Below are 17,531 nucleotides of genomic sequence, written 5' to 3' on the forward strand. Positions count from 1 at the left end.
GCTCCCCGGATGAACGAGCCGACGACGCCCGCGGAAGCCCTGGACCTCACCCTCGTACGCGACCACACGGTCTACGCGTGCGTCATGGGCTCCCGGGCGTTCGGCCTGGCGACGGAGGCGAGCGACACCGACCGGCGCGGGGTCTACCTGGCCCCGACCCCTCTCTTCTGGCGCTTCGAGAAGCCGCCGACGCACGTGGAGGGCCCGCGGGAGGAGGAGTTCTCCTGGGAGCTGGAACGCTTCTGCGAACTCGCCCTGCGCGCCAACCCGAACATCCTGGAGTGCCTGCACTCCCCGCTGGTGGAACGGCTGACCCCGGTGGGCGAGGAACTCCTCTCCCTCCGGGAGGCCTTCCTCTCCCGCCGGGCCCACACCACCTTCACCCGGTACGCGGCCTCCCAGCACGCCAAACTCGTCGCGGACGTCCGCGTCCACGGCGCCCCGCGCTGGAAGCACGCCATGCACCTGCTGCGCCTGCTCCTGTCCTGCCGCGACCTCCTGCGCACGGGCCGGCTGACGATCGACGCCACCGAGCACCGTGACCGCCTCCTGTCGGTCAAACGCGGCGAACTCACCTGGCCGGAGGTCGACACCTGGATGACCCGCCTGACGGCGGAATCGGAATCGGCCCTGGCGACCACCCCCCTGCCCCCGGAACCGGACCTGGCCCGAGTAGAGGACTTCCTCCTCCGCACCCGCCGGGCCGGCGCCTCCGCGTAGCCGACCACAACGGCCGACCGGCCCGGACTTCGAGCAGTCCGGGCCGGTCGGGTTTCAGGTGGCCCCCAAGGGGCGCACGGGGTCAGCGATGGCTGACGAGCATGTGCACGTCCCCGTTGGCGGTTCCGGTGATCCCTGCATCGTTCGCAACGAACCCCGGGGCAACCCAGCCCTGCCAGCTGCGGCCGGCATAGCGGGCGTTGTGGTAAGTGATCCCGTCCGGGGCCACGGCCACGAGGTTCGCATCACCGTTGGGCATGCCGGTGATGGCCACGCTGGTGGCGTTGTCCGCTCCGCCGATCGGGCTCCAGCCCTGCCAGGAGCCGTTGACGAAACGGATGTCGTGGTACTGACGCCCGTCGTTGCCGACGGCGACGAGCTGGGCGTCACCGTTGGGCATGCCGGCGATGGCCACTGCCGACGCGGCGAACCCGGTCGCGCCCTGGTACCCGGTGAGTGCGTTCGAGCCCTGCCAGGAGCCGTTGGCGTAGCGGGCGGCGTGGTAGAGCTTGCCGTCGAGTCCGATGATCACGACCTGCAGATCGCCGTTCGGCATCCCCGTCGCGGCAACGGCGCGGGCGCTCCAGGTCGAGACGGGATTCCAGCCCTGCCAGGAACCGTTGCGGTAGCGGGCGTTGTGGTAGATCCGTCCGTCGGATCCGATGGAGATCACCTGCGCGTCGCCGTTGGGCATGCCTGCGATGGCCTCGCCCCTAGAGGCCCACGTCGAGCCGCTGGTCGCCCCGCCGATCGCTCCCCAGCTGCTCCAGTGGCCGTTGGGGTATCGGGCCACGTGGTAGAGCTTCCCGTCCGTGCCTGTACCCAGCACCTGGACCGACCCGTCCGGCGTCGAGGTGATCGCGCTTTCGGATCCCTGGAAGTAGCCGGCATGGCCCACACCTTCGAGCTGGCTGAAGGGTGCCCAGCCGCCGGTCGCCGATTTGATGGAGTGGAAGAAGGCCGAGGACGGCGCGGGGTGGGCGTCGGCTCCCGCCATGACGGTGCCGAGCGCGATCCAGCCGCTGCTGCTGTTGTTGTCTCCACCGTTCCAGGCGTGGACGGTGGCGCTGTCGTTCGGCCCGGCGAGGATGTAGTCGGCCTTGGCGTCGCCGGTGAAGTCCCCGAACTGGACGAGCTGGCGGTTCGTGGTGAAGCCGGTGGTGACCTGGCCGAGCGACTTCCAGCCGCCGGCTCCGTCGCCGCCCTGGTTGAGGTAGGCGTCGACTCCGCCGTTGTCCTTGATGTCGTGGTAGTCGGCCTTGCCGTCACCGTTGGAGTCGGCCCAGCGCACGCGGGTACGGTCCGAGGTCGCGCCTCCCGCCACCCTGCCGAGGGCCTGCCAGCCACCGTTTCCGTCGCCGCCCTTGTTGAGGTGGACGCTCACGTCGCCGCCGTCGCCGTAGACCAGGTAGTCGGACTTGCCGTCGCCGTCGAAGTCGACGAGGCGGACCTTCGTGCGGTCGGTGGTCGCACCGGCGAAGACCTGGCCGATGTCCTTCCAACCGCTGCTGCCCCCGCCCTTGTTGAGATGGACGCTCAACGATCCGTTGGCATTGACCAGCACGTAGTCGGACTTGCCGTCTCCGTCGAAGTCCACGAGGTGCACCTGCGAGCGGTCGGCGGCAGGGCCCTTGAAGACCTGGCCCAGCAGCTTCCAGCCGCCGGCTCCGTCGCCACCGTTGTTGACCCAGACCGAAACGGTCCCGTCATCTGCGATCAGGGTGTAGTCGAGCCTGCCGTCACCGTCGAAGTCCGCCCAGCGGACGCGGTCGTCGGCGTTTCCTACTTCAGTGCCGGCCACCGGTACGTCGCCGAGCTGGGCGGCAATCACCAACTCGGCTCCGAAGGACAGTCCGTTGGCGTCGGGCTCCTTGCCCGGCCACGCCACGACCTTGCCGCCCTTGCGGGCCCACAGGTCGGGGAACGTATCGCTGGTGATGTCACCGACCGAGCCCAGGCTCGGATACGTGGCTTCGTCGAAGCCGGTTCCGATCTTGACACGCGCGGCGGTGCTGCCCCAAGCAGTGGGGTCGAGGTTGCCGTCCGGTCCCTTGCTCCCGTAAGTCCGGAAGAGGTCGCCGGTGACGTTTTCCCGCAGCCAGAGGTCCGGGACCTTGTCGCCGTTGAGGTCACCGGGTGCGATGACGGTGAACCTGTCCCAATCGCCGTTGCCGACGAGCACGGGTTCCGTCTCGTCAAGGGCGCCGAGGCTGCCGTAGTACGCCCAGAGCTGCTTGCCCTGCTTGACCAACAGGTCCTGCGACCCGTCCCCGTCGATGTCTCCGGGAGCGACGACCTGTTCCGCGTTGTACCAGTGGTCGTTCTCCGCCCGGTTCACGTTCAGAACGATTTGGTTGTCCACCGATCCCAGACCGGTGTTCGAATACCTCGAGAGCTGCTTCTTGCCCTCGATCGAAACGTACTGCAGGGAGACGAGGTCGTTGTCGCCGTCATCGTCCCAGTCGCCCTGGTAGGCGATCTGGGCTCCGCCGAACGCCGTCCTGCCGTCTTCCGTCTTCGCCCGGACGAAGGTGCCGTTCCCCTGTCCGGTGTAGGTCAGGAGTTGGTCCTTGGCGTCGAGGGTCCAGATGTCGGGGTTGCCGTCGCCGTTGAGGTCACCCGGACCGTCCAACGCCTGCGAGCGCTTGGCGTAGTACGTGTAGGTGGACGTGTCGGAGCGGTTGCCGGCCTTGTCGACGCTGTAGGCGTAGACGTGGTGCGGGCCGGCACCGGGCGGGGTGATGTCGACGCTGGCGTTGGGTGCCACCGACTTCAGCCGCGGCTGGTCATCGGTGTAGTACCAGATCTCCTTCAGGTCCGTCGCACCATTGGCACCGAAAGTGAAGGAGCCCGGCTTACGAGCCACGCCGGTCGTGGGGGGCCATCCCGCCGACCCGTCGGGGAACTGGGCGGAACTGACCGCGGGCGGACGGCTGGGCCTGTCCCGGTCCACTGCGAACGTGCAGGTGGGAGACCAGGCGGAAGACGCATTGTCCTGGTCCGTGACGCGGACGTTCCAGCTGTAGGACCCGCTCGCCAAGGTCTCGTCAGGGACCGCCCACGTCACCACGCGCCCCCTGAGCGCCGGAAGCGCCTGTGTGGCGACCGGCGTGCTCTGGCCGGCCTTGAAGAGCTGGAACTCGGCCTGCAGGTTGCCGCCGTCCGCGTCTTCGGCCTTCGCGTACAGAGCGATGCGAGTGTTGCCGATCGCTCCGCCATCGGTGCACGACGTTGCGGGCGAGGTACCCAGACCGGACGGAGTTCCGGGCGGGTTGTTGTACTCGGTCTCCAGCATGATGGTCTTCGGGTCGAAGCGCTTCCACTGGTACTGGTCGCTCTCCTCCGGCGCGTAGAGGCCGAGCGTGACGGAGTTCCAGCCGTTGGAGGCCGCCTCCTGTGCGATGGAGGTCGCATCGAACTCCAGATTGCCCGCACCGCATTCGGGACGGCCCTTGGCGGCCTTCACGGTGTCGAGCATGCGGCCCCTTTTGGGCTGGTTGTTCCAGGTCGTCTTCGGTGAGATCGCCTCGGTGCTCCACAGCTCGATCGGGGTCGGCGTACAGGACCAGGCCCACGTCTCCTTGATCCGGAACGTCGACTTGGTGATCCGGGTGCCCTTGAGCTTGGCGGTGTCGAGCTCGAAGAACGAACGCGACAGGCCGTTCGTGTCGCTCTCGTAGCCGACCCGGACGTCTTCCTTGGTGTTCCAGTAGGAGTTGTTCGGCCAGCTGCGGTAGGCCCAGGCCCAGTTGTGGTGCTCGCTCCACGCGACGGAGGGGTCGATGTAGACGGGGTACTTGGTGGCTGCGCCGGTCAGCAGTGCCTGGTCCGGCTTGATCTCCAGCGTTCCGCCCGAGACGGTCGTGGGCATCTGGGCGTCCTTGGCCCCGGACGGCGCCACGAACACGTCCGACGGCGCCGGCGGGGTGCCTTCCGCGGCCACCAGCGCACGGGACGCGGCGGTCTTGGCCGTGGGAGCCGGGCCCGCGGTGGTCGTGGAGTCCCACATCATCGGCGTGGACGCGGTGAACACGTCCTGTCCGGCCGGGTTGACCGCCTTGATCAGCCCGGTCGTTCCGTCCGTGGAGACGTTGAGGCCCACCACGTCCAGCTTGAACTTCAGCGTCGCAAGGTCAGGGTGCTTGGCAGCAGCGGCCGTCTTCACGATCAGCAGCTGCGAGAAGCCCTCGACCTCGGCCTTCAGCTGCAGGTCCACATCGGGCAGCACGTTCGCGTACGTCGCCACGTTCCCGGACAGCGTCGGCTTCGGCAATGCCTTCGGCCACGTCAGCGAGAACGTCCGGCCGTCCTTCACGCCTGACAGGAACGGCCCGGTGCCGCCGCCGGAGAACGTCACCGAACCGGCGACCGCCTTCGAGGCGACGGTCCCGTTCGCCGTGAACTGCAGCGTCGGGTCGGTCGCCACCCAGGCACCGCCGCGCCGCACGCGCACGGGAGTTCCGTACCGCTTCACGGACCACTTGCCCGTCGGCATGGCCCATGTGTCCGAAGACTGTGTCCGCGCCTTGACCAGTTCGTAAGGCTGCCCGGTCTCCTTCGCTTTCTTCAGAGCGAAGTCCTCTGCACTCATCGAACCGTCGGCAACAGGATCGGCCGACGCTGCGACAGCTGCCGTCGGAGCCAGAACGAACAATCCCGTCGCAGTCATTCCCCCCACAAGAGCAAGAGAGATACCGGCCGAAATAGGGCCCATTTTTCGCCGACCCCAAAGGGGTCTCCCCTCCACCACGCAAACTCCCCACCATTTGATACTGGGTTGATAACGGGCGCGACTCTACCGCCACACCACCCACGCCAGGCATCCCCACCTGCGGCTTCACCGCACCGGCACAGGTGTGTCCGTTTTTTCACAACAACGTCGTCTTTGCATTTATTAGGAGCAAACAACGGCAATTCATGCGATCTGACGGCACGTCCGATTCCCCGAATAAACCCTGTTAGTCTGCGCTCCGATAATTTCAATACAGCAGTTGGGGTGGGGTGTGAGACGATTTCGCACGCGAGGACTTTCTGCAGCATTGACTGCCGTGGTCCTCGCCGGCGTGCTGCCCGGTGCAGCAGTAGCAGCAGAAGTCAAGAACGGCCTGCCGCTGCCGGGGCTCAAGCAGCCCAAGGCGGTCCCGGTGACGAAGGTCGCCGCAGGTGGTACGAAGCGCCCGGACGCGGCGGCCGCCAATTCATCGAAGAAACAGAAACCAAAGGCATCCTGGCCGGCTCCCGGCTCGGCCGAGGTCGCTCTGGCCACGGGTGGGCGCGCCGGCAAGCTGCCGGTCACGGTCTCCCCTGCCGATGCGGGGCTGGCCAAGTCGGCCCTTTCACGGAGCGCTCCGACAGCCGGTGTCACCGACCCCGGCAGGGTCAAGGTCTCGGTGGCCGACAAGGACGCCGCCCGCAAGGCGGGCGTCGACGGCTTATTGCTGTCGGTCGGCCGATCGGACGGCGCGCCGAACTCCGTCCCGGCCAAGGTCGAGGTGGACTACGACTCCTTCCGCGGTGCGTACGGCGGCGACTATGCCGCCCGCCTGCACCTGGTGGAGCTCCCGGCCTGTGCGCTGACCAGTCCCGAGCGCGCGGAGTGCCGTACCCAGAAGCCGCTGAAGACGAAGAACGACACCCGCACTGGCAAGCTCTCGGCGCAGATCAGCGCCCCGGGCACGACGGCACCCGCAGGCAAGTCGGCCGACAAGTCGATGTCCGCGACGGCAGCCGCCACGCCGAGCTCCATGGTCCTTGCGGCCACGGCTGACACGTCCGGCCCGACGGGCGACTACAAGGCGACCTCGCTGCAGTCCTCCGGGTCCTGGAACGCGGGCGGTTCGACCGGCGCGTTCTCCTGGTCGTACAACGTCGACGTGCCGACCGTCCCGGGCGGCCTGGACCCGAAGATCAGCCTGGGCTACAGCTCCCAGTCGGTGGACGGGAAGACCGCCGCGTCGAACACGCAGGCCTCCTGGATCGGTGACGGCTGGTCCTGGGAGCCCGGCTTCATCGAGCGCAAGTACAAGTCCTGCGAGGACGACAAGACCGGTGGGACGAACACCACCAAGGTCGGGGACCTGTGCTGGTTCAACGACAACGCCACGCTGTCGCTGAACGGCAAGTCCACGGAGCTGGTGTACCAGCAGGGGAAGGGCTGGCACCCGGCGTCCGACTCGAACGAGAAGGTGGAAAAGCTCACCGGCGCGTCGAACGGAGACCAGGGCACCGCCGGTGCCGACGGCGTGGGTGAGCACTGGAAGGTCACCACGGCCGACGGCACCCAGTACTTCTTCGGCCTGAACCGGCTTCCGGGCTGGAAGGACTCGACCACACCGACGACGAACTCCACGTGGACCGTCCCGGTGTTCGGCAACCAGGCGGGCGAGCCGTGCTACAACGCCTCGTTCGCGAACGGCTGGTGCCAGCAGGCCTGGCGCTGGCAGCTCGACTACGTGGTCGCTCCCGGCGGTGACGCCATGGCGTACTACTGGAAGACCGAAACGAACAACTACACGCGCAATGTGTCGGCGACGACGGGCAAGGGCACGGTCACGCCGTACGTCCGCGGCGGTTGGCTCGACCACATCGACTACGGCCTGCGCGCCGACTCGGTGTACACCGCCAAGGCGATGGGGCAGGTCACGTTCGGTGTGTCGGAGCGCTGCCTGACCGGCTGCTCCACCTTCGACGAGACGAACGCGCCGAACTGGAAGGACTCCCCGTTCGACCTGTTCTGCAAGGACGGCTCGACCGCGTGCAAGGACCAGAACTCGCCCACCTTCTGGTCGCGCGTACGCCTCACCGGGATCGACACGAAGATCCTGACCGGCGGAGCGTACAAGGACGTCGACTCCTGGACCCTGGAGCAGGACTTCCCGCCGTCCGGTGACGGCCTGTCCACTCCGCTGTGGCTGAAGTCCATCACGCGCACGGGCAAGGCCGGCGACGGCGAGGACGTCCCCCTGAAGCCGGTCACCTTCGCCGGCGAGCAGAAGGCCAACCGCGTCGACGAAACGGGCGACGGCCTTGCAGCGTTCTACCGGCTGCGCATGTACCAGGTGACCACGGAGACCGGGGGCACCATCGGTGTCACCTACTCCAAGCCCGACTGCACGGCCGCCACGCTGCCCAAGCCCGACGAGACGAACACGACGCGCTGCTACCCGGTCAAGTGGGTGTTCGAAGGTGACACGGCCAAGCTGGACTGGTTCAACACCTACGTGGTGACCCAGATCGTCGAGGGCGACAACCTGGCGGACTCACCGGACAAGGTGACCTCGTACGACTACCTGGGCGGAGCCGCCTGGGAGAAGAGCACGGATGAGCTCACCAAGGCCGAGGACCGGGTCCACTCGGTGGCTCGCGGCTACGAGCGGGTCCAGACCCGCACCGGCGCCGCAAGCGACCTCAAGACCCTCTCGGAGACCCGCTACTTCCGCGGCCTCGACGGCAAGGAGGTCAAGGACTCGGCCGGCGTGGCGGTGACCGACCGCCCGGAGTTCGCGGGCAGCCCGCGCGAGACGGCGACGTACAACGGCGACGACACCAGCAAGCTGATCACCGCCACCTCGTACACCCCGTGGCGTTCGGCACCCGGCGCGACCCGCACCCGCCCTGGTCTCCCCGACCTCGTCTCGTACAAGACCGGCACGGAGAAGGAGTCGACGCGCACCACGGTCACCGGCGGTACCCGTACCACCGACAAGACCATGCACGCCGACGACTACGGAATGATCGACTGGGTCTCGTTGAGTGGAGACACGGCCAAGACCGGCGACGAGCAGTGCACCGCCACCAGCTACGCGCGCAACACCACGTCGTGGATCCTGAACAAGGTCAGCCGGGTCGAGACGGTCGCAGCTCCCTGCGGTGCGGCAGTGTCGCGCCCGGCGGATGTCATCAACGACGCCCGTACGTACTTCGACAACGGAGCGCTCGGTACGGTTCCGGGCCCCGGCCTGATGACCAAGATCGAAAAGATCAACGGCACGGGTGACGGCTACGACCCGGTGTCCTCGGTCCCCAGCACCTGCGGTCCCGCCAAGGACCAGCCCTGCTACGACATCTACGGCCGCCAGCTCGCATCGGCCGATGCGTACGGCAAGGTGTCGACGACCGCGTACACCCCGGCCGCCGGCGAGGCGCCGACCGCCATGGTGGTGACCAACCCCATGGGCCACGCCACGTCCTCGTCGGTCGACCCGCTCCGCTCCTTGCCGCGTCAGGTCACCGATGCCAACGGCAAGGTCACGGAGTCGGAGTACGACGCCCTGGGCCGCCTCACCAAGGTGTGGCTGCCGAACCGCCCGGCGGCCACGTACCCCGCCGGGCCGAGCCGCGTCTTCGAGTACCTCGTCCGCAACGACGGCCCGATCGTCGTGACGTCGAAAACGCTCACCCACGACTCCAAGTACTCCGTCACCTACTCCATCCAGGACGGTCTGCTGCGCGAGCGGCAGACCCAGACGCAGTCGCCCGACCTTGCCGGCCGTCTGATCTCCGAGGTGTTCTACGACACCCGTGGCCTGGCCTGGCGAAATTCCGGGACCTACTACGCCGAGGGGGCACCCGAAGCCGTACTGGTCACGGGCCAGCAGACGGCATATCCGGCCTCCGTGGACACCGAGTACGACGGGGCGGGCCGCGTCACCGCGGTCATCGCCAAGAAGTTCGGCACGGCGACCAAGCGAACCGACACCAGCTACACGGGCGACACGACCACGGTCGTCCCGCCGCAGGGCGGGACGGCAAGCACCACCGTCATCGATGCGCTGGGCCGCACGGTGGAGCTCAGGCAGTACACGGACGCGGCCCGGACCACGTCCCAGGCCACCTCGTACACCTACAACAAGCTCGGGCAGCTGGCCCAGGTCACCGACCCGGGCGACGCGAAGTGGACGTACACCTACGACGTCCGCGGCCTGCAGACGGAGTCGAGCGACCCCGACAAGGGCACCACCAGGACCGCCTACGACGTCGGCGGCCGGGTCACCGATGTGACCGACGCCCGTAACGTCACCCTGCACACCGACTACGACGTGCTCGGCCGGGCGGTTGCGACCAACCAGGGCGCGACCACCCTGACCTCGACCGTCTACGACACGGTCGCCAAGGGCCAGCCGACGAAGTCGACCCGCTATGTGGACGGCAAGGCCTTCGAGTCGGAGGTGACGGGCTACGACGCCTTCTACCAGCCGCTCACCTCGAAGGTGACCGTCCCGGCCACGTCCGACACGGGTGCCCTGGCCGGCACCTACAACTGGACGAACACCTACAACAACTCCGGTCAGCTCCTGACGTCCAAGCAGCCCGCCATGGGCGACCTGCCCGCCGAGACGGTCAGCAGCACGTACAAGAGCGTCTCCGGCCTGCTCAACAGCATGGCCGCCGGCAACAGCCGACTGGTGTCGGCCATGACGTACGACCACTACGGCCGCAGCACCCGACAGGAAATGGGTGCCCTCGGCCAGCGGCTGTACAGGTCCACGGAGTACGACGAGCACACCGGTGCGATCAGTCGCTCCTACACCGACCGCGACGCCGCACCGCAGCGCATCGAGGACACCAAGTACGGCTACAACCTGGCCGGAGGGATCACCTCGATCGCCACGGCCTACGGTCAGGACACCACTCGCACCACCGACACCCAGTGCGTCAACCTCGACGCCCTGAACCGCATCACCCAGGCCTGGACCAACACCGGCGAAACCTGTGCGGCGTCCCCGTCAGCCCCGGTCATCGGTGGCGAGGACCCGTACTGGACCACGTATACGTACGACGCGGTCGGCAACCGCAAGACCGAGACCAAGCACAAGACGGCCTCGGGCCCGACCGCCGACACCGTCCGCACCTACACTGCTCCGACTGCGGGCAAGCACGACCTGCCCAAGGTCACCCAGACCGGCACCGACCCGCACGACGAGACCTTCACCTACGACGCCTCCGGCAACACCAAGACCCGCAAGAGCGGCACCAACGAGACCCAGTACCTGGACTGGGACGCCGAAGGCCACCTCAAGGCCCTCAACCAGGGCACCTCGAGCGACAACTTCACCTACGACGCCTCCGGCCAGCGCCTGCTCCGGAAGGACTCGACGGGCACCACCCTCTACCTGCCGGGCGGCAATGAACTCCGCCTCGACAAGACCGGTGCGGTCAAGGGCACCCGCTACTACGGCGGTGTGGCGATGCGGGAGAACGGCAAGCTGACGTTCCTGCTGGCCAACTACCAGGGCACGGGCACCACCCAGATCACGGCGGACGCCACCCAGGCCGTCACCCGCCGCAAGACCGGCATCTTCGGCGACGACCGCGGCCCCAAACCCACCGCGTGGGCAGGCGACAAGGGCTTCGTCGGCGGCACCAAGGACACCGACACCGGCCTCACCCACCTCGGAGCCCGCGAATACGACCCGTCCACGGGCCGCTTCATCTCGGTCGACCCGATCATGGACCTGACCAACTCGCAGCAGCTGCACGGGTACGTCTACTCCAGCAACAACCCGGTCTCCCTGAGCGACCCGTCGGGCCTCCAGGAGGCCGACTGCTACCACGGCCACTGCGACGGCCACTACAACCCCCGCGACGACAAGAAGGACGTCGACGACGAGACCCGCAAAAAGGGAATAACGGGGGACTACAACAGCAGCCGCGATGTCAGCTACAGAGGCACGAGAAACGACCACATCTGGCTCACACCGCGAAACACATCGATCCACCTGCCCAAGAAGGTAACGGCAAAGTTCCTCAACATATACAGGAGGCAGCTGGACAACGAGATAAGGTTCCTCATTGACGACGACAGGGAATCCCTGTGGGTTGCGCAAACCGTGGCACTTCTCAACGCATGCCAGGAAACCGACTGCGCCGATTACGCCTACTACACCGAGCAGAACCAACTAGCAAAGCTAAAACATGGAGACATTGCCCCCTTCGAGATCCCTGGAGGGAGCGCAGGCGGCATCAGACTTCGCGACGGAAAGAGGTCCTCTGGGGATTGCAACAAATGCTTCCTCGCAGGTACCAAAGTCTTGATGGCCGACGGTACCACCAAGAATATTGAAACGATCGAAGTCGGCGATGAAGTACTGTCGACCGACCCTCGCTCCGGAGAAACCTCAGATCATCCGGTAACCAGCCTGATCGTCACAGAAGACGACAAGCATTTCAACAAGCTGTCCATCGCGACGCGCGATGGCATCGAACAACTCACCGCCACCCACGAGCACCCGTTCTGGTCGCCGTCCCAGAACGCATGGATGGCAGCTGCAGAGCTGACCCCGGGCATGTCACTGCTCACCAGCTCCGGCGATACGGCCATCATCACAGGCAATGAGCCGTACACCCAGCACGCCAAGACATACAACCTAACTATCGCCGACCTCCACACGTACTATGTGCTGGCAGGCGCCACCCCAGTCCTCGTCCACAACTGTGGTCCCGGCGGCCCGGAGTTTGGCCAGCCATGCATATGCAGTTCTGATCAGAGCTTTGCGAGGCTCGGAACCAGCAAGGAAAGCACCGGGCGACTCTCCACCCAAGCGCAAAAGGCGGAAGAGAACCCGAAGTCATTCGGGCATGGACTGTCGGTGCGAGCGGTCGACGGTCGGTTTGAAGGTGCATCTATAGCAACCAAGGAGCAAATAGAGGCGGCAGGGTTCTCGCTAATCTTCACCCCCACTCGAAATCTCCCTATGCATCACACGCTGATAATTCCGAAACCGGTAGACTCGACGGTTCAAAGAGATTTCAATACCGTGTTTGGGCGGAGGTAAGGTGAGCGAGAGCTCGGTAGAGAAGCTTGACCACCTGCAGGTTCTAGTCATCTTCGATTGGCGCGATGGGCCAATCGAAGGGATCGCGAGGCGCAGGGGTGGAAACTCCTGCTGGTACTTCAAGCTGTTTGCGGAGCGGCTGGAAACTACGACTCTCGACGACCGACTCTTCGCCCTCTGGGTGATTCCGGATCCGGATAGCTCAATCCTGCGCGAAGAGTTCGGGGAGAACGATCAAGGCGGCCATGTTTGGCCGGTATCTGGCGGACTCGGCTCGGCCAAGGCGCGCAGCATCGTCGATGAGCTCCTGTCCTCCAGGCCAGGATCGCCGAATCTGATCATTCGGACTCCGGATTTTGTTGAGGTATTCGGCGTTTGGAATGTGGCGCTGGGCTGAGCAATAGCAGCGAAATATGAGAGGCCCCACCGGGTTTGATTCCGGTGGGGCCTCTTGTGTGTGTTGGGGCGTCTGACGGCAGTAGTTGACGGCAACGTCAGCGGATGGGAGGTGCACGGAGTGGTGGCTCGTCGCGGTCGTCGTGCTGGCTGGTGGTCTCGTTGGAGACCTGGAGAGCGCGGCTGAGGAGGTCGACGGCGTTGCGCTGGAGGCGGAGTCGGACGTGGGCGTACACGGTGGTCGTGACGCCGATGTGGGCGTGGCCGAGAAGCTCTTTGATCACGACGAGTTCGACGCCTTGCTCCAGGAGCAGGGTGGCCCTGGAGTGGCGGAGGTCGTGGAAGCGGATGTGGCGGAGCCCTGCCCGATCGAGGAGAGTGCGGAAGCCGCGATTGAGGTTCGCCGGATCGATCGGCCCTCCTGCCGGCGTGCTGAAGACGAGGCCGTTGCCTTTCCAGCCCTCCACTGTCGCCCCACGCTCTCGCTTCTGTACTTCACGGTGTTCCTTCAACGAGTGGATGCACTCGCCGGGGAGGGCGATGCGGCGTTCGGATGCACGGGTCTTGGTGGGCAGGGCAGTCAGCCCGCCGGTCTGGCTGCGTTGGAGGGTGCGGCGAATGCTGGCAGTGCCCTTATGGAGGTCGAGCTCTTCCCACTGGCGTCCGAGGAGTTCGCCCTTGCGGAGTCCGGTGCGGAGGGCGAGTTCGTACAGCGCGAACAGGCGGTCGTCGCGGACAGCAGCGAGGAACTGGCGGGCTTCATCTGTCGTGAGCGGTTCGAGCCGACGGGGGCGCGGCGTACCCGTGCGGACGTTGCGGGCGACATTGCGCGTGATCTCTTCCTCACGTACGGCGTGCTCTGGGCGGACTTGGGCACGGAGTGGGGGTAGGTGACCGTCGGCGGGGAGAGCAGCTTGCGACAGCACTGGCCGACGGCGGAGCAGCGAGGCTGGGCCTCCACGGCGGACACCCCACGGTCCAGCGCTGGACGCGGGCATGACCAGCACGACGGCTGTGCCGTCTGTATGGTCATTTGCATCGCGCTGGTCCTCGTCGTCGGCTCCTGACCCGACGTACGCGCGAGAGCCCTCGCCGGAATCACACTCCGGCGAGGGCTCTCGTGTCGGGCTCCTGTCACTCGTCCCAGAGGGCGCCGAAGGACAGGAGTTCGTCGCGGTACTCGATGCGGCCCTCCCAGTCGCGGGGCCAGACGTCCGCGCCGAGGTGGGCGCCGGCGAAGGCGCCGGCCAGGCAGGCGATGGAGTCCGAGTCGCCCCGCGTGCAGGCTGCGCGGCGCAGGGCCGTCAGGGGGTCCTCCGGGAAGAGGAGGAAGCACTGGAGGGCCGTGGCCAGGGCCTCTTCCGCGATCCAGCCGTCGCCCGTCGTCAGGCACGGGTCCGTTTCCGGGGACGGGGTCCGCAGGGCGGCCGTCAGGCGGTCCAGGACCGACAGGCAGTCGTCCCAGCCGCGCGCGATGAAGGACTCCGGGGTCGCGTCCGAGGCCGTGCGCATCCAGAGGTCGCCCAGCCAGCGCTCGTGGTAGTGGGTGCGGTGGTGCAGGGCGTACGAGCGGAGTTGGCCGACCAGGCCCGTCACCTCCGTGCCCTGCGCGAGCAGGTACACCGCCCGGGCCGTCAGGTCCGAGGCGGCCAGCGCCGTCGGGTGGCCGTGGGTCAGGGCGGACTGGAGCTGGGCCGCGCCGGCGCGTTCCTCCTGCGTCCAGCCGGGGACCAGGCCCACCGGGGCCACCCGCATGTTCGCCCCGCAGCCCTTCGAGCCGATCTGGCTCGCGTCCCGCCAGTCCCGGGAAGGGTCGTTCAGCAGATTGCACGCCCGCAGGCAGGTGTTGCCGGGCGCCCTGTTGTTCTCCGGGGAGTGGTACCAGTCGACGAACTCCTCCCGGACCGGACGGGCCAGGCGGAGCGGGCCGACCCGGCCGCGGTCGTTCGCCGTCCGTATGCCGCGCGCCAGGGCCAGCGTCATCTGGGTGTCGTCCGTGACGATCGCCGGGCGGGGGAGCGCCATGTCCCGCCACGGGCCCGTCTTCGCCAGGATCGACGGGACGTCGTTGAACTCGGTCGGGAAGCCCAGCGCGTCGCCGAGGGCGAGGCCGAGGAGGGCTCCCGTCGCCGCCCGCTTCTTCGGGGTCGGAGTCATTTCGGGTGTCCTTCCGTGGGGCGCAGCAGCGGGGGGTGGAGGGTGGTCGCCGGGCCCGCCCGGTACAACGCGGCCGGTTTGCCGCGGCCTCCGGTCAGCCGGGCGGCTCCCGGCACGGCCTCGACGAAGCCAGGCGTCGCCAGGACCTTGCGGCGGAAGTTGGGGCGGTCCAGGGCGGTGCCCCAGACGGTCTCGTAGACGGACTGGAGCTCCCCGAGGGTGAATTCGGGCGGACAGAACCCCGTCGCCAGGCAGGTGTACTCGAGCTTCGCGCCGACCCGGGACCGCGCGTCCGCCAGGATCAGCGCGTGGTCGAAGGCCAGGTCCTCCGCAGCCTTCCCGGCCTCGCCCACCGGCACCCAGCGCGCCTGGGCAGCGTCGCCGCCGCCGTCCGCCGCGGGCTCCGGCATGTCCGGGACCAGGGCGGTGAAGGCCACCGAGACGACCCGCATCCGGGGATCGCGGTCCGGTTCGCTGTACGTGCGCAGCTGCTCCAGGTGGAGGGCTGCGACGACCGCCTCCGGCAGGCCGGTCTCCTCGGCCAGTTCCCGGCGGGCCGCCGTCTCCGCGGACTCCCTGGGCAGCAGGAAGCCGCCGGGCAGCGCCCAGGCTCCCGCGTACGGCTCCTGGCCGCGCCGGATCAGCAGGACGTGCAGCGCCCCGCCCCGTACGGTGAACACCGCCAGGTCGACCGTCACCGCGAAGGGTTCGAACGCGTGCGGGTCGTAGGCCGTCGTCATCACCGGTGCTCCGGCAACGGGTCCGCGAAGTGCCAGCCCCCGGCCAGCAGTTCGTCGACGGCTGCGACGGCCGTCGCCAGCCGTGCCCCGCGGTCCCCGCGCATGACCAGGAAACGCCTGCCGGTCCGCTCGAGTTCCTCGCGGAACCGGTCCGTCATCCAGGGTCTCAGCTGCGGTCCGTCGCGCAGGCCGTCGTCCTCGAAGGGCACGTCCGCGTGGTCCGTGAGGAGGTACAGGTCCCGGGGCGTCAGGGCGGCGATCTTCTCGACCTCCTCGCTGCGCCCTCCGATGTACCGCTCGTGCCAGATGCCGGTCGCGAAGGAGTCGGTGTCGCAGATCAGCACCGGCGAGCCCGTCCGGGCCGCCCGCTCCTCCTCCGCGTCCTGCCGCCGCGCGATCACCGGGAACTCGGCGGAGGTGAACGACACGTCCTCCCAGGTCGCCGCCGGGTCCGCGGTACGCGCCGCCGCCAGCTTCTCCTCGCTGTACGTGCGCCCGTACTCCGCGACCCAGCCCGTCCCGGCCCAGACCCCGCCGCGCGCCCGGTAGTGGGCCGCGAGCGCCCGCGACAGGGTCGTCGTGCCGGTCGACTCGGCGCCGAGCACGACGATCCGCCGGGTCAGGGCGGCCCGTACGCCCGGTCCCAGGAACTGCCAGTTCCCGACCGGGTCCGCCCGTACCGCCGTGCCGGAGACGGGGAAGCGGGTGCGCCCCTGGTCCACGCGGACCTCTTCGGCGCCGAACCGCCGGGCGAGTTCCGTCCCGTACTCCTCCGAGGTGAAGACGGCGTCGACCGGCCCGGGGACCGCGCTGCGGAAGACCGCCATGTGCGCCGCCCAGATCTCCGGGTCGTGCAGGTCGACCGGGACGTCGTCGACCGCGCCGAGGACCTGCGCACCCGGGTGCGCCTCGCGCATCCAGGCCACCCGGTCGGCGAGCGGGACCGACTCCACCGAGGCCGCGCACACCAGCACGGTCAGCCGCTCGCACTGCTCCTGGGCGGTGCGCACGAGGTGGTGGTGCCCGGCGTGCGGCGGGTAGAACTTGCCGAGCACCAGGCCGTGCCCGAAGCGCTCGGTCCCGTTCGCGCCGCTCACGCCGCCGCCTCCGCCACCGTACGGGCGCCCTGCGCCGGCAGCGTGCGCCGCCAGCCGAGCAGGCCGACCACGCAGAGCGCGAGGAAGCCGGCGTAGAGGGCCGAGGTCAGGTACAGCCCCTTGTAGGCGTAGAGCGGGATGTACACGAGGTCGGCGGCGATCCACAGCCACCACGACTCGACGAGCTTGCGGCACTGGCCGTACGTGGCCATGAGCGAGAGCCCGGTGGTCAGCGCGTCCCAGAAGGGGACGGTGGAGTCGGTGACCCGGCCCAGCAGGAGCGTCAGCCCGAGCACCCCCACCGCCCCCGCCGCGGCCAGTACGGCCCATTCGGTGCGCGTGGTGCGGCGCACCGGCAGGGCCTCTGCGGATCCTGGTCCACCCCCGTGGGTCCAGGACCACCAGCCGTACGCGGCGAGGGCGATGAAGACGATCTGGAGCCCGGCGTCGGCGTACAGGCCGGACTGGGCGAAGAGCACGATGAAGAAGACGTTGTTGGCGATGCCGATCGGCCAGTTCGCGACGTGCTGCCGGGCGACGAGCCAGACGCACAGGGCTCCGGTGGCGAACCCCAGGATTTCGGTCCAGCTCATGGCCGACCCTCCTCGTTCTTTAATAGTCATGTTGACTATAAACACGAGGGCGGG

8 protein-coding genes and 1 pseudogene are annotated in these 17,531 nt (G+C 67.9%); 3 read left to right on the forward strand and 6 right to left on the reverse strand.

Annotated elements, in window-relative coordinates; translation table 11 throughout:
- Nucleotides 1-9 precede the first annotated feature (9 nt).
- Nucleotides 10-720, forward strand: a complete 711-nt coding sequence (locus tag ACFYXK_RS31620; RefSeq protein WP_389414272.1) for a DNA polymerase beta superfamily protein — start codon at nt 10-12, stop codon at nt 718-720.
- 82 nt (nt 721-802) lie between these two features.
- Here the strand turns inward: ACFYXK_RS31620 and ACFYXK_RS31625 are convergent, their stop codons facing one another.
- Entirely contained in the window at nt 803-5,215 is a 4,413-nt protein-coding gene (locus ACFYXK_RS31625) for an FG-GAP-like repeat-containing protein (RefSeq protein WP_389414273.1), read from the reverse strand.
- A 553-nt stretch (nt 5,216-5,768) separates the two neighbouring features.
- Between ACFYXK_RS31625 and ACFYXK_RS31630 the strand changes: the two genes are divergently transcribed.
- Complete coding sequence (locus tag ACFYXK_RS31630; RefSeq protein ID WP_389414296.1) at nt 5,769-12,494, forward strand: polymorphic toxin-type HINT domain-containing protein; 6,726 nt, start codon at nt 5,769-5,771, stop codon at nt 12,492-12,494.
- Between the two features lies 1 nt (nt 12,495).
- The gene (locus ACFYXK_RS31635) at nt 12,496-12,891 is read left to right on the forward strand and encodes a hypothetical protein (RefSeq protein WP_389414274.1); all 396 of its coding nucleotides are present in this window, start codon (nt 12,496-12,498) and stop codon (nt 12,889-12,891) included.
- Nucleotides 12,892-12,988: 97 nt separating this feature from the next.
- Here the strand turns inward: ACFYXK_RS31635 and ACFYXK_RS31640 are convergent.
- From ACFYXK_RS31640 to pnuC, 5 genes and pseudogenes are all read right to left on the reverse strand, one after another.
- Nucleotides 12,989-13,845 (reverse strand): annotated as a pseudogene (locus ACFYXK_RS31640) (tyrosine-type recombinase/integrase); the annotation flags it as partial.
- Between the two features lie 179 nt (nt 13,846-14,024).
- Nucleotides 14,025-15,047: an ADP-ribosylglycohydrolase family protein gene (locus ACFYXK_RS31645; protein WP_389414275.1), complete on the reverse strand. Its 1,023-nt coding sequence runs from the start codon at nt 15,045-15,047 to the stop codon at nt 14,025-14,027.
- Nucleotides 15,044-15,787, reverse strand: a complete 744-nt coding sequence (locus ACFYXK_RS31650) for an NUDIX domain-containing protein (protein WP_389414276.1) — start codon at nt 15,785-15,787, stop codon at nt 15,044-15,046. Before ACFYXK_RS31650 ends, ACFYXK_RS31645 begins: the two co-directional genes overlap by 4 nt.
- Entirely contained in the window at nt 15,787-16,884 is a 1,098-nt protein-coding gene (locus ACFYXK_RS31655) for an AAA family ATPase (RefSeq protein WP_389414277.1), read from the reverse strand. Before ACFYXK_RS31655 ends, ACFYXK_RS31650 begins: the two co-directional genes overlap by 1 nt.
- A complete protein-coding gene (pnuC, locus tag ACFYXK_RS31660) occupies nt 16,881-17,477 on the reverse strand; it encodes a nicotinamide riboside transporter PnuC (RefSeq protein WP_389414278.1) in 597 nt (198 codons plus the stop codon). Before pnuC ends, ACFYXK_RS31655 begins: the two co-directional genes overlap by 4 nt.
- Nucleotides 17,478-17,531 lie beyond the last annotated feature (54 nt).

The organism is Streptomyces sp. NPDC002209 (assembly GCF_042890265.1).
Lineage (GTDB): Bacteria > Actinomycetota > Actinomycetes > Streptomycetales > Streptomycetaceae > Streptomyces.